We start from the raw sequence: 14955 nt of genomic DNA on the forward strand, positions 1-14955 counted from the left end.
CTTAATTAATCCGATTTGCCATCATCATCTTTTGCAGGCGTTATTGGCTTGTGTTTAGTAACTTCAAACCAATTAATAAATGAGTTTTCCAAATCAACAATCTTGAAATCAAAGTTTTCAAATGAAATCTCATCGCCGACTTTAACATCGGGATAGTTATCCTGGAAATATCCGGCTAGTGTCACAGCATCTGAACTCGTGAATTCAGGGAAATCTGCATCGAAGTAACGTTCAAAGTCATGTGTTGTCAATTTTCCGCTAACTTGATAAGTGCCATTAGGCTGTTTAAAGACGTATTCGGTAAAGGAAGGATCGATTTCATCACGAACGGTCCCAAACAATTCCTCGTAAATATCCTTGTCGGTAATAATGCCAGATGTACCGCCATACTCATCAACAACAACAACAATTGGTGTTCTTTTTTCAATCATTTGGTGTAGAACATCCGTAATGGGCGTCATTTCAGGAGTTGTCGAGATGTCTCTTAGTAAGCGATCAATTCTAATGCTTGAATCGACTTGAGATTGTCGAATTAAATCATAGTTGTAAACATATCCGAGAATTTTATCTTTATCGTTATTGGCGACAACCGGAATTCGACTGAATTTCTTTTGTAAATAAACTTGGATAGCTTGTTTAACATTGGTTGTAATATCAATCACAACCAATTGTGTTCGATCAATCATAATATCTTTTGCAACTTTATCATTTAGTTGAAAGGCCCGTCTCATATAAAGATAATCATTTTGTTCAAGCGCACCGCTTTTAACGGCATTTTTTGATAAGCTTAAAATTTCTGCTTGAGAAAATGATTCGGCATTTTCATTGGCAAACGGTAATCCTAGCATCTTAACGATACCGTTTGCGGAAACATTTAATAACCAGACAAACGGATAAAAAATGATGTGAAAATAATGAAGTGGTGTTGAGACAAAGTTCAACACTCTCATTGGCATATCAATACTGATATTCTTTGGAACAATTTCGGTTAGGACAACTTCCAAGTATGTCAGAATAATAATTCCTAAAACTGCACCGATTGCATGGGCCGTTGCAGGGTTGATTGGCGAATTATGAATTTCCATGACGTCAACCAAAATTGTTACAACAAAAGATTCACCGATATAACCAAGAATGATACCTGCCAAACTAACACCAACTTGAGTTGTTGATAGGTATTCATTCAAATTGGTTACCATATGAATTTCCCGATTAAGCTTGGTTATCTTTTTACCCTTGATAATTTTTTGATCTTTTAGATTCTTTTTTCTTTCTTCCAGTGCACTCACTCGTGATTGAACAAGAGCAAATTCACTTGCAACGAAGAAAGCTGCAAAGAAGAACGTCACTATAATAATCAATAAATTGGTCATTAACTGGCTATCGCCCAAAATTCTATTCCTCATTTCAAAATATATTTAATATAATCCTATTGATTGGTAATGAAAAGACTACCTCTAATTATACGCTTATACAAGTCTTTTTTTAAGAGAATTTCCTATTTGAATCCATTATGACAGATTCCTGATAGATTATAAAAAAAATGGTGCTTTTTCTTAATTTTGGCTGCTAACAGTGATACGCTTAAAGTAGACAGAAATAAGGGGATGTATCTTATGGCTCAGAAAGCTAAGGAAAGTGCAAAGGAAAAAAAGGCAGACGAGGAAGAGAAACCCGAAAAAGATTTTAACTATCCGGATAATGAAATTAAAAAGGCTGTCGATTTGATTAAACAAAAGGGCTATGTCACCAAGCTCGATTTTAAAGAAATGGATGATGATGATTGGGCAAAGGGATTTTCAAAAGAGGTCGATAAAGTCTTTCAAAAAAGTGATGAAGATCCATACATCTACTACGAAAAATTTGATTTCGTAGGTGGAGATATTGACTCCATTATTTGGAATATGGATGTTATTAAGACACGTGATGCTGCACTACAAAAGTTGGCAGATTTATTGAAAGAAAGAATTGAATAAAGCTACCATGTGAGTGTGCAGTTAATAAGACATTAAATAATTTCATCAAAACGATCCAACAATGATGTTCAGTATCATTGTTGGATCGTTTTGATGTTGATCGGATGAATAGTTGGATGACAACAATAATCTATCAGATGCCCCGATCAAAATTAAACCAACACTAAAGATCGTTCCAACTAAAAGAATCAGGTTTAGCCGGAACGATCTTTATTCTATCCGATACAATTTTATTTTTTAAACTGTTTATATTGTTTTCCCCATTCATAAACCAATTCGGGTTCGTTACCCGTTCGCTGATTTCGGTTCATTACATCCAGCATGGACATTTCATCGTCACTTAATTCAAAATTTAAATCCGCATTTTGAGCAATTCGTTCGGGATTTTGCGATTTTGGAATGACTGAAATGCCTCGTTGGATATCCCAGCGTAAAATAATTTGGGCAGGCGTTTTTCCATGGTGAACCGCCATTTTACCGATCATTGGATTATCCAGGACGGCACCTCTTCCCAGAGGGCTCCAAGCTTGAGTGACAATAGATTGTTTCTTGTCAAACTTAATGAGTGGTGCCTGATTAAGGTAAGGATGGGTTTCAATTTGGTTAACTACCGGCATTTCATCGGCCTGCGTTTTGAGCAGCTCCAACTGTGAACGAGTAAAGTTGCTGACGCCGATTGATCTGGCCTTCCCCTGCTTTTTTAATTCCTCAAAGGCTTCCCATGTTTCAAAGAACTTGTCGGCGATTGGCCAATGAACAAGTAATAGGTCTACATAATCCGTTCCTAATTGCTGTAGGGAAAAGTCGGTACTATTAATAGTCAAATCATGGCCTTGATTCATTTCGGTCACTTTATCAATAATAAAGACATCTTGTCTGGGGACACTCAAGTTGCGGATCGCATCGCCCAGCATTTTTTCGTTTCGATAATATTGGGCAGTGTCAAACATCCGGTAGCCGTTTTCATATGCGGATTGAATCGTTTGATTCATTAAATCCGGCTTTGCGATTTTATAAGTTCCAAAGCCCAAAATCGGCATTTGATTGCCATCATTTAATTGGTAAGTCGACTTATCAGGTTCAAACATAAAATTCCTCCTTGTAATAATCGATATGGCTTAATTCTAGCATATTTCCTGCTTATAATAATGTAAGCGCTTGATAGAATGATAAAATAAAGGTAATCGATATGGTTTTCCTAAATTCTTATGGCAATTTAAAATTTATTAAACTTCTTTTGAATCCATACAAATAAATGTGTTTTTCAGATATTATTTTGTACAATTAACGTAGAGTGAGGTGTTTAACTTGGCAGATGTTAAAATTTCAGAAGTAACCCCTGAGCAGGGCCTCTCTTCTGCTCAGGTTGAGTACCAAGTTAAGAGTGGTTACAAAAATTTGGGAGAGCAATCTCTTACCAGAAGCGTTAAGGAAATCCTTAGGGACAACACATTTACGCTATTTAATCTGATTAACGTTGTTCTTGGTGCGCTGGTTTTTTATACGGGAAGTTACAAGAACCTTCTATTTTTGGGGATTGCCCTCTTTAATACTATTATTGGAATAATTCAGGAAATTCGCTCAAAACGGCAAGTTGATAAGATGGTGTTATTGGCAGAAGGCAAGTCAACTGTTATTAGAAATGGAGAGCCGGTCGACATTTATCCGGAAGACATTGTTCTTGGCGATGTCTTGGCTTTGAACCGGGGTGACCAAATTCCTGTTGATGGTGTTGTGATGCAGTCACGTGGGATGGAAGTTGATGAATCACCAATTACAGGTGAATCACAGACCATATCGAAAGCGGTTAACGGCAAATTAACTTCCGGTACTTATCTGGTGGGTGGTTCTGGGAAGATGTTGGTGACAAAGGTTGGTGCGCAGACCTTTGTTAATCACATGTCCAACGAAGCCAAAGAAGGAAAAGATACCTCCAGTATTTTACTGAATACAATTAATCGTATTATTAAGGTTTTAACTTACGTCATTATTCCGCTGGGTTTAATTTTTTTCATCGCAAAATTATTTGGCGGAAACGATATTAACCGGGCAATTCTTGGAACGGTTGCGGCAATGATTGGGATGATTCCGGAAGGACTCGTTCTTTTAACCTCAATGACGTTAGCGGTGTCTGCCATGCATTTGGCCAGGAAAAAGACACTGGTTCGGGATCTTCCTGCGATTGAAACATTGGCGAGAGTCGACGTGATTTGTTTGGATAAAACCGGAACGATTACCAGTGGTGATTTAAAATTTGAAAAAGCCATTCCGTTGATGACCGGTATAGAAACGGCGGAGTTGGAAAAGATTGTCGCCGGCATTACTTATGGTACCGGTGATACCAACGAAACAGCAAATGCCATTAAAAATGCCATTGAGGATCCGAATATGGCCGCTTCGGCGATTGTACCGTTTTCATCGCAGCGTAAATGGAGCGGTGTCGAATTTACAAATGGCCGTGAATACGTCTTTGGCGCACCACAATTTATTTTTCATCAGTTGGATGCTGACACTAAAAGTCAAATTCAAGAATATGCCAAAAAAGGATTTCGAGTTTTGGCTGTTGCCAAGGTTGATTTGCTTGATGCCGAAAAGCCTTTGGGGAATCCCCGGATGATTGGCCTGATTTTGATTTCAGATGTGATCAGGCCGAATGCGGTTAATACGTTCCAATATTTTAGAAATCAGGATGTTACGATTAAAGTGATTTCCGGAGATGATCCAACAACGGTTTCGACGATTGCTAAGAACGCGGGTATTCAAAATGCAGGCCACAGCATTGATATGTCAACTGTTAGTGATAACGATGATTTTGGACAACTTGTGACTGAAAATACTGTTTTTGGACGGGTTACGCCGGATCAAAAGAAGCGGTTGATTAGTGCCCTTCAAGAAAAAAAGCATACTGTTGCAATGACTGGAGATGGGGTTAATGATTTGCTGGCATTACGACAGGCTGATTGTGGTATTGCAATGGCTTCGGGAAGTGAAAGTACCAAAAGTATCGCTGATTTTGTGCTGATTAACTCTAATTTCGACGCGATGATTGATGTGTTGAATGAAGGTCGCCGAGTGATTAACAATATTGAGCGGGTTGCTTCCATGTACCTGATTAAAACCATGTATTCCGTTGCGTTGTCGTTAATCTTTGTTTTCTTGGCAATGCAGTATCCGTTTGAACCTATTCAATTAACGCCAATTACGTCTTTAATGGTAGGTATCCCATCATTCTTTCTAGCGTTGGAACCCAACTTTAGTCGGATTACCAACCAATTTATGCGTCAGGTTCTAATCGTGTCGGCTCCGGCTGCGGTGTGTGTGGTTGGTTATATTATGGTGATTGAAATCGTGGGCCGATTCTTTGGACTACATTATGAATTCACATCAACCTTATGTGTCCTTCTGACCGGAGCAATTTGCTGGTTGGCACTGGTTTTGGTCTCACGGCCTTGGAATCGTTTGAAATTTGGAATGGATATTCTTGTGTTGGCGGCATTTCTGGCAATCATCGTTTTCTTTAATGACGTCTTTTCGCTTGTATCATTCTTTAATAAAGATATATGGTTGTATGCTGTGCCGCTAATTGCGACGGCATACCCACTTTATATCTTTATGCAGGGTGTGATTGCCAAAGTATTGGATCGCAGGGAAGTTCGAAAAAGAGAACGGGCGGCCAATAAACAAAATCATAAATAGGGTTGAATACATTAAAAAAGTAGAATTGGATTGGCAACTTGTCAATCCTTTTTTATTAGCCTATTTCACCTAGTTTTAATGACTAGATAATGTGGTATAATTGTTTATAGGGAGTGATGACAATGCCATCCATTAACGAAGAGTACGACTTATATGAAAAATGGGAAGATAAGTTAAAGACAGTTGAACTACCGCTTTGGGCAGAATTACCTAAATTTGAACTATATATGGATCAAGTGACCGCTTTGGTAAATGAAACGTTGGGGCCAATTGGCGTAGACAGCGTCACGCCGGCAATGATTAATAACTATGTTAAGCATAAAGCTATTATGGCACCGGTTAAAAAGAAGTATCAAACCATGCAGATTGCAGATGTCATCTTAATTAGCTTACTAAAGCCGGCATTTTCATTGGAAACGATTCGCCATGGAATCGATCAGGTAACGGCTAATATTTATCCGCAACAAGCTTATGATAACTTTATTAAGCGACTCATGTTCTCATTTAAAAATATGTCTAATCGAAATGGGCAGGCGTTAGAGGAAAAAAATTTAAATGACAAATTAATGCAGGTAGCAGTTAATGTCATAATTGATCGGTTACAGTCTGAAACATTATTAAAGATCATTGAAAAGCCATTGACGAAAATCAGTAAGTAGTGAAATCGTTCACATATAAATAATGGAACCGTTTTCATGAAAAGAGCACCCATCTAGTGGGTGCTCTTTTTCGTCTTTGGCTGCTGCTAAAGGGATGCAACTGAATGAAAAAACTCTTGTGATTTAGTAAACAAAAGCATTTACTTTTAAAAAAATCGTGGTATAGTTATTCTTGTGAAATAGATAACAAAGAATTTTTCAAAAAGAATTTTCACGGAGGCTAACTAATGATTGAGAATAAAGTAAAAGAACTCAAGACGACAAAACCAGAAAAAACCAATGTTGACGATATGATTAACAAGTTAGTTTCAAAAGCCCAAAAAGCTCTCGAAATCATGGATTCATTTGATCAAGAAAAAGTAGACCACATTACCCATGAAATGGTAATGGCCGGTCAAGATAAGCATATGGATTTGGCACTCATGGCAGCTGAAGAAACCGGTCGGGGAGTCGCTGAAGATAAAGCTATAAAAAATATGTATGCAACCGAAGAAATCTGGCACAGCATTCGCGACCATAAGACGGTCGGCGTTATCAAAGACGATAGGGAACGTCAGCTGATCACAGTTGCCGAACCTCTTGGGGTTCTTGCCGGAATTACACCGGTTACCAACCCAACTTCAACAACTTTGTTCAAATCGATTATTGCAATGAAAACCCGAAACCCGATTATTTTTAGCTTCCATCCACAAGCAATGAAGTCATCCGTTGCAGCTGCAAAGACTGTTCGTGATGCAGCAATTGCGGCCGGTGCCCCAGAGGGTGCCATTCAGTGGATCGAGGAACCAAGTATCGAAGCAACCAACAAATTAATCAATAACCCAGGTGTAGCAAGCACACTTGCTACCGGTGGTCCGGGAATGGTTAAGGCTGCTTATTCAACCGGCAAACCTGCTTTAGGTGTTGGTCCCGGTAATGGTCCTGTTTATATTGAAAGAACGGCTAATATTCTTCGAGCTGTTAACGATATTGTTCTTTCAAAGACATTTGATAATGGTATGATTTGTGCAACTGAGAATAGCGCCATTATTGATAACGAAATTTATGATGATGTGAAAGAAAACTTCATTAAAAACGGTGTCTTCTTCGTTACCAAAAAAGACCAGCCAAAATTGGCTGAAGCAATGTTTGACCCTAAACGTGGGGGTGTTCGTGGCCCAATCGCCGGTAAATCCGCAAAAGGAATTGCCAAATTGGCAGGGATTAAAGTCCCAGATAACACCAAGGTTTTAGCAGCTGAAATGACCGGTGTCGGACCAAAGTATCCGTTATCCGGCGAAAAACTGAGCCCAGTAATCAGTGTTTATAAGGCCAAAAGCCATGAAGATGCCTTTTCAATTGCTGAACAACTCTTAAACTATGGTGGTTTGGGGCATACAGCTGCTATTCAGACAACTGATGACGATATTGCGCTTAAATTCGGCATTAAGATGAAGGCTGCTCGAGTTCTTGTTAACACACCGGGAGGCTTTGGCGGTATTGGAAACCTCTATAATGAAATGACACCATCTCTAACGTTGGGAACCGGTTCATGGGGTGCAAATTCAATTTCTCATAACGTTACCGATTACGACTTATTAAACATTAAAACGATCGCAAAGAGACGAAACAATATGCAATGGGTTAAATTACCACGGGTATACTTTGAAAAGACATCAATTCGATATCTCGATGATATGCCAGGCATCAATAAAGTGTTTATTGTGACAACGCCTGGAATGGTAGAACATGGATATGTAGATACAGTTTTGGATGAATTAAAACGTCGTCCAAATGAAATTGAATACTCACTTTTCTCAGATGTTGAGCCTGATCCAACAACTGATACAGTTGAAAAGGGTGTTGCTCAGATGCGTTCATTTAAACCTGATACCATCATTGCCTTAGGTGGTGGTTCACCGCTTGATGCCGCTAAGAACATGTGGTTATTCTATGAAGATCCGACAACCAGTTTCTTTGGTGCAAAACAGAAATTTATTGATATCAGAAAGCGGGCTTACCGTTTCAATAAACCACGTAAGGCCCAAATGATTGCTATTCCAACAACTTCAGGGACAGGATCGGAAGTAACACCATTCGCTGTTATCACTGATTCCAAGACTCACGTTAAGTATCCATTGGCTGATTATGCGTTGACACCAGATGTTGCAATTGTTGATCCTCAGTTTGTTCAAACCGTTCCAAAGGGGACTGTTGCTGCATCTGGACTTGATACACTCTGCCATGGTATTGAATCATTTGTTTCAGTGATGGCATCGGATTACACGCGACCATTGTCATTGCAAGCAATCAAGTTAGTTTTTGAAAATCTGACTAAATCCTATAATGGTGATGAACATGCGCGTGAAGAAATGCACAATGCTGCAACGCTTGCAGGGATGGCCTTTGGTAATGCCTTCTTGGGAATTACCCACTCTGTTGCCCACAAACTCGGTGGAGAATTCGGCTTAACTCACGGAATTGCGATTGCAATCACATTGCCACACGTTATCCGTTTCAATGCTAAGTTGCCGGAAAAGATTGCCGTATGGCCTAAGTATGAATATTTCCGTGCTAACAAGGATTACGCTGAAATTGCCCGTTATGTTGGTATTCAAGGAAAGACTGACGAGGACTTGGTAGAAGGCCTGGTTCAAAAGATTATCGACCTAGCTCATTCAGTTGGCGTTACCCTTAGCTTAAAAGCATGGGGTGTTGACAAAGATAAGTTTGATGCTGCTGTTGATCGTCTGTCAGTACTTGCATACGAGGACCAGTGTACAACTGCTAACCCTAAGGAACCATTAATTGCTGATTTGAAACAAATCATGTTGGATGATTACGATGGAAAAGGTGTTGAGAAGTAAAGCGCATCTAGAACGGTTAACTCATAAAAGTTAATTTTTAAGAACTATTAAATACCCGCTGATCATTTAAAAAAGTGATCAGCGGGTATTTTTTGAAAAATATGACTATAATGTAAAAGTATAGAAATAAGTGATACAAGTGTGCAGAGCAAAGTGATGATGCTTTGAGAAGCAGTCCTAGTATAGGCTAGATAATGAGGGAAATAATCATGATACGAGAATTGCGCAGAATTCAGGAATTTGTGAGAGAAGAATTAGGGTATGAAACATCCGGCCATGATTATACGCATATCACGCGGGTAGTCAGTTTATCCAGGACCATCCTAAAGGGTGAGCAGGCAGATGAACAATTGGTGCTGGTAGCTGCTTACCTGCATGACGTGAGTGACGATAAGGTGACTACCAACCCTAAGGCTAAACGGGGAGCAATGATCAATAAATTAAGAGAAATTGGCTATGATCAGATTTTTATCGACAAAGTTTTTGACATTATTGACAACATGTCCTTTAGCGCAAATCTGAAAACCAAGCATAAATTGTCAATTGAAGGCCAAATCGTTCAAGATGCGGATCGCTTGGATGCTATTGGCGCAATCGGCATTGCCAGAACCTTTTATTTCGGCGGCCACTTTGGCGAGGCGATGTATAATCCCCATATAATGCCGCGAACCGGTATGGATAAGTCTGAATATCGCAAACGGGGCACAGTGATTAATCACTTCTATGAGAAGCTCCTAAATCTTAAAGATCAAATGAATACGCCAACTGCTAAGAAACTTGCCGAGCATCGACAACAGGTGATGCTTGATTTTCTTCATGAGTTCATGGATGAGTGGAACGGGCAGGCTTAAATCAATTTGAAAACCAAATTTAAGACAGCTGAAATTAATAAATTAAAAGTTGAAATCACAGTGATTACTTTTATAGCTTGATACAAAGTGGCAAAGACAGTTGTTCCGATTGGTATAAGCGATAAGACAATGGTTAAACCTATCAGCAACAAAATGGTCGTGGCTAATCCTTGAATCGAGTTGCGATAATCGGATGAACTCAGATCAAACCCACCGATACAGATATTGGCTGTCAATAAAATAAATAGTAGCATTGACCCCCACTGAAAGGCTGGAACAGCCGTTATCGAAAGCGGTTGGTACGTTAAAATGACGAGCCAATTATAAATATTGGGTAACAACCACCTTGCTAAAAATAAAATAGTTGTGCAGCAGCCAAAAACCGGTGCAACGCCAATAAAGAGATTACCAATGGTTTGATAAAGATTTCTGGCTTGCCATGTATGGTTGACATAACCAAGCGACGGGGTGTCTATCGTTGGTCGTCTGATTAAACGAACGGTTTTTATTTTATGACCAAATACCAAAGCGACAATTAAGTGACTTGCTTCGTGAATGATGACGCCCAAAAAGCCGAAAATCAGTTGACCGTTAATACCAAATCTTTTGGCAATAACGGCTTTGGTGTTCTGGTTAATCATTGCAAGCAGGAAAATAAAAAGAAACGGTACTCCGATTAGGAATCCGAGTACCGTGGCGATGTTAATCATGATTGTTTTTAGCATGGTGTTATTTTTCCTTCAAATCGGTAAAGCTTCCGTGAACCAATTGACGCATTTGTTCCGCATCAACTTTGACAGAACGGCCGATTTGTCCGGAAGAGACAATGATTTTTCCCATTTTCTGGGCTTCTTGGTCAATATAAATGGGATATTTGAATTTTTCCCAAATACCAATAGGAGTATTAGCCCCGTGTTGGTATCCCGTTGTTTTCAATAACTCTTTTAAAGGGACCATAGTGACTTTTTTGTTGCCGGATGCTTTTGCCAATTTCTTTTCGTCAAGATGTTCATCAACCGGTATAACGCCGACGACGGGACCGGTAGTTTTTCCGGTCAGAACCAATGTTTTAAATATTTGGTGTTCGTCCTGATCTAAATGGTCGACGCTGATTTGTTCAACATCGCCTTCTTGATGGGTTGGAAAGGTCATTTGTTCAAACGGTACTTTGTTTTTATCTAGAATTTGTTCAACAAGTGTTTTATGAACTTTGTTGCGTTTCTTTTTTGACATTTACGACACCTCACGAACATTTTATCACATCATATCCGGTAATTCCGTCTGAATTTGTAATAAATATCTGGTATACTTTATAAATAATGTTAACGAACGATTTGATGAATTAAGGAGACGGCATGGCTGATTTAGTGTATCAAAACATCATGAAAGATTTAAAGAATCGAATCAAAAAGAATGAGTTCGATTCCAAGCGCTTACCAGATGAACGCAGTTTAAGCGAATCTTATGGTGTTAGCCGCAGCTCAGTTAAGCGGGCTTTAAACGTTCTGGCAAATCAGGGCATCATTTTTAAAAAACGCGGTTCGGGAACCTTTATTAATCCACTGTACCAAAAGAACCGATCAATTTTTCAATATGAAGGGTCTAATCTAGGGGTAACCGACAGTTTTAAAAGTGATGGTAAGATTCCTAAAATTAAACTGTTGGATTTTAACGTTATCCCGGCTGATAATGAATTACAAACAGAATTATTCTTGGATCCGGGCGATTTTGTTTATGAAATTAAGCGTCTGCGAACTTTTGAAGACAAACCTTTTATGATTGAACTGGGGTACATTCCAATTAAAGTGGTTCCGAATTTAAACCAAGAGCGTGTTGAAGGATCAATCTTTAATTATTTTGAAGATACAACCGGTAAATCGGTCACTAAATCATTTATGACAATAACAACCGAGCCTTCAAACAAAGGTGATCAAAAGCTGCTTAACCTGAAGCCGATTGAACCCGTTGGTGTGATGGAAGGGATCTTCTTTTTAGATGACGGCACACCGTTTGAGGTTTCAAATATGAGGCTGCATTATAAATATTTAAATTATAATACGTTTGTTAATTTGAACGAAAATCGATAAATCAGAATGGGACACAAGGCTGAAATTGCTATGTGTCCTATATTTTTAAGAAGATTATTTTCTGACTGAAAGTTGGGCAGAAACCCGTATTACGATTGAATTATCTAATCTATTTTGCAAAATTAAGCTATGGACTGAGTTGTCTTTATTAAGAAGATGAGTCGGTTATTTTTTTGTAAATGAATTGTTACGAATCCGACGTTTTAGTGGACTATTGTTTTTATATCACTCATAATGACAAATAAGTATAGGATTCTAAACGATTTAAATTGGACCGTATCAATTTGCAAAAAGGTTGACTATCATAAAAAATAGTGTAGTATTAGTGGTGTAAATTGATCAGGTTAATTGATGAATTTTACGAACATTCTATACAGTAGCTTTATTGTTAAATCTTAGAAGGAGTGTTAATTAATGACAGTAGATTACGATTCCAAAGAATATTTGGATCTTCTAGACAAGTACTGGCGTGCCGCAAATTACCTTTCAGTAGGTCAGTTGTACTTGCGTGACAATCCATTGCTCAAGCGTCCTTTGAAGTCAGATGATGTTAAGATCAAGCCAATTGGTCACTGGGGTACTATCGTTTCCCAAAACTTCATCTACGCTCAATTGAACCGTGCCATCAACAAATATGATTTAAACATGTTTTATATTGAAGGCTCAGGTCATGGTGGCCAAGTTATGGTTTCTAACTCATACCTTGATGGTAGTTATTCAGATATTTATCCAAATATCTCACAAGACGAAAAGGGTATGCAAAAGTTGTTCAAGCAATTCTCATTCCCAGGTGGAGTTGCTTCACATGCCGCACCAGAAACTCCAGGTTCAATCCATGAAGGTGGAGAACTTGGATACTCACTTTCACATGGTACCGGTGCTATCTTGGATAACCCAGATGTAATCGCTGCTGTTGAAATTGGTGACGGTGAATCAGAAACCGGTCCTTTGGCCGCATCATGGTTCTCAGACAAGTTTATCAATCCAATCACTGATGGTGCGGTATTGCCTATCATTAACATGAACGGTTTCAAGATTTCTAACCCTACTATCCTTTCACGAATGAGTGATGCAGACTTAACTGATTACTTTAAAGGTATGGGCTGGGAAGCACACTTTGTTGAAGCTACTGCTGACACTGATCATGCAAAAGTTGAAGCAGAATTTGCTAAGACATTGGATACTGTTATTGAAAAGATCAAGTCCATTCAAAAGAATGCTCGTGAAAACGAAACACCTGACAATGTTAAGTTGCCGGTATGGCCAATGATCATCTTCCGTTCACCTAAGGGCTGGACTGGTCCTAAGAAGGATCTCGATGGTAACCCTATTGAAGGCTCATTCCGTGCTCACCAAGTTCCAATTCCTGTTGATGCAAATGACATGGAACATGCCGATGAACTTGTTGACTGGTTGAAGTCATACAAGCCAGAAGAATTATTTGATGAAAATGGTACTTTGAAGCCTGAACTTCGTGCACTTGCACCTAAGGGCGAACAACGTATGTCAGTTAACCCAATCACAAACGGTGGTATCAAGCCAGAACCATTAAAGCTTCCTAACGTTCGTGACTTTGAAGTTAAGTTTGACAAGCGTGGTACTGAACAAAAGCAAGATATGATCGAATGGTCCAAGTGGTTGGATGCAGTTGCTAAATTGAATCCAACAACTTTCCGTGGCTTCGGTCCTGATGAAACCAAGTCAAACCGTCTTTATAGTTTGCTTGATGATGGTAAGCGTCAATGGATGGAAGACATTCATGAACCTTATGATGAAGATCTCGCAAACCACGGCCGTGTTATTGACTCACAACTTTCAGAACACCAAGCAGAAGGTTGGCTTGAAGGTTATGTCTTAACTGGTCGTCATGGATTCTTTGCTACTTACGAATCATTTGGACGTGTTGTGGATTCAATGTTGACTCAACACTTCAAGTGGTTACGTAAGGCTTCAGAACAATACTGGAGAAAACAATACCCATCATTGAACTTTGTTGATACTTCAACAGTATTCCAGCAAGATCATAATGGTTACACCCACCAAGATCCAGGCCTGTTGACTCATTTAGCTGAGAAGAAGCCTGAATTTATCCGTGAGTATTTGCCAGCCGATGCTAACGAATTGTTAGCCGTTGGTGATTCAGCATTTAGAACCTACGAAAAGATTAACTTGATTGTGACATCCAAGCATCCACGTCGTCAGTGGTACTCAATGGATGAAGCACAAAACTTGGTTAAGAACGGTCTTGGATACATTGATTGGGCTTCAACTGATCAAGGTCAAGAACCTGATGTTGTCTTTGCTGCCGCAGGTAGCGAACCTAACTTGGAAGCCTTGGCTGCTATCTCAATCTTGAACAAGGAATTCCCAGAGTTGAAGATTCGCTTTATCAACGTTGTTGATATCTTGAAGCTTAACTCACCTAAGAAGGATCCTCGTGGCTTGAGCGACGAAGGATTCGATAACTTGTTCACCACTGACAAGCCTGTCATCTTTGCATGGCATGGTTTCGAAGATATGATCAAGGATATCTTCTTCGATCGTCATAACCACAACCTTTACGTTCATGGTTACCGTGAAAACGGTGATATCACTACACCATTTGATATGCGTGTATTGAACGAATTGGATCGTTTCCACTTAGCTGCTGATGCTATTCGTCATATTCCAGCATACGCCGTTAAGGGTGGTTACTTCATCCAACGTATGAACAACATCGTTGACAAGCATAACCGTTACATCCGTGAGGTTGGTACTGACCTTCCAGAAGTAACATCATGGAACTGGGAACCACTTAACAAGTAATTTAGTTAAACAGTAATTACTAAAATCCCAAAAGA

General features: G+C 39.2%; 11 protein-coding genes. 7 read left to right on the plus strand and 4 right to left on the minus strand.

Features of this window, described 5'->3' with window-relative positions:
- Positions 1-5: 5 nt before the first annotated feature.
- A complete protein-coding gene (locus HMPREF0519_RS07330) occupies positions 6-1406 on the minus strand; it encodes a hemolysin family protein (protein WP_003558500.1) in 1401 nt (466 codons plus the stop codon).
- 210 nt (positions 1407-1616) lie between these two features.
- Between HMPREF0519_RS07330 and HMPREF0519_RS07335 the strand changes: the two genes are divergently transcribed.
- The gene (locus HMPREF0519_RS07335) at positions 1617-1976 is read left to right on the plus strand and encodes a hypothetical protein (protein ID WP_050757963.1); all 360 of its coding nucleotides are present in this window, start codon (positions 1617-1619) and stop codon (positions 1974-1976) included.
- Between the two features lie 230 nt (positions 1977-2206).
- On the opposite strand, the gene HMPREF0519_RS07340 is transcribed toward HMPREF0519_RS07335, so the two are convergent.
- Complete coding sequence (locus HMPREF0519_RS07340; RefSeq protein ID WP_003635132.1) at positions 2207-3064, minus strand: aldo/keto reductase; 858 nt, start codon at positions 3062-3064, stop codon at positions 2207-2209.
- 211 nt (positions 3065-3275) lie between these two features.
- Here HMPREF0519_RS07340 and HMPREF0519_RS07345 point away from each other — a divergent pair, with 211 nt between their 5' ends.
- The 4 genes from HMPREF0519_RS07345 to HMPREF0519_RS07360 all read left to right on the plus strand — a co-directional run bounded on the left by HMPREF0519_RS07345 (position 3276) and on the right by HMPREF0519_RS07360 (position 10028).
- Positions 3276-5672: a cation-translocating P-type ATPase gene (locus tag HMPREF0519_RS07345; RefSeq protein ID WP_003635134.1), complete on the plus strand. Its 2397-nt coding sequence runs from the start codon at positions 3276-3278 to the stop codon at positions 5670-5672.
- Positions 5673-5794: 122 nt separating this feature from the next.
- A complete protein-coding gene (locus HMPREF0519_RS07350; RefSeq protein ID WP_003553161.1) occupies positions 5795-6331 on the plus strand; it encodes a DUF1836 domain-containing protein in 537 nt (178 codons plus the stop codon).
- A 227-nt stretch (positions 6332-6558) separates the two neighbouring features.
- Positions 6559-9177 (plus strand): bifunctional acetaldehyde-CoA/alcohol dehydrogenase, encoded by a 2619-nt coding sequence (adhE, locus tag HMPREF0519_RS07355; RefSeq protein WP_003635136.1) that lies wholly within the window; start codon positions 6559-6561, stop codon positions 9175-9177.
- 209 nt (positions 9178-9386) lie between these two features.
- Positions 9387-10028, plus strand: a complete 642-nt coding sequence (locus tag HMPREF0519_RS07360; RefSeq protein WP_404803298.1) for an HD domain-containing protein — start codon at positions 9387-9389, stop codon at positions 10026-10028.
- Here HMPREF0519_RS07360 and HMPREF0519_RS07365 read toward each other — a convergent pair.
- Together HMPREF0519_RS07365 and ybaK are read right to left on the minus strand one after the other, a co-directional pair.
- Entirely contained in the window at positions 10025-10753 is a 729-nt protein-coding gene (locus HMPREF0519_RS07365; protein ID WP_003635140.1) for a hypothetical protein, read from the minus strand. The two genes, HMPREF0519_RS07360 and HMPREF0519_RS07365, sit on opposite strands and share 4 nt — an antisense overlap.
- Before the next feature lie 4 nt (positions 10754-10757).
- Positions 10758-11261, minus strand: coding sequence for a Cys-tRNA(Pro) deacylase (gene ybaK / locus HMPREF0519_RS07370; RefSeq protein WP_003558514.1), 504 nt, complete (start codon positions 11259-11261; stop codon positions 10758-10760).
- A 122-nt stretch (positions 11262-11383) separates the two neighbouring features.
- Between ybaK and HMPREF0519_RS07375 the strand changes: the two genes are divergently transcribed.
- Together HMPREF0519_RS07375 and HMPREF0519_RS07380 are read left to right on the plus strand one after the other, a co-directional pair.
- Complete coding sequence (locus HMPREF0519_RS07375; protein ID WP_003635143.1) at positions 11384-12115, plus strand: GntR family transcriptional regulator; 732 nt, start codon at positions 11384-11386, stop codon at positions 12113-12115.
- A gap of 414 nt (positions 12116-12529) precedes the next feature.
- A complete protein-coding gene (locus HMPREF0519_RS07380) occupies positions 12530-14920 on the plus strand; it encodes a phosphoketolase family protein (RefSeq protein WP_003635144.1) in 2391 nt (796 codons plus the stop codon).
- Positions 14921-14955: the final 35 nt, after the last annotated feature.

Source organism: Lentilactobacillus hilgardii DSM 20176 = ATCC 8290 (assembly GCF_000159315.1).
Lineage (GTDB): Bacteria > Bacillota > Bacilli > Lactobacillales > Lactobacillaceae > Lentilactobacillus > Lentilactobacillus hilgardii.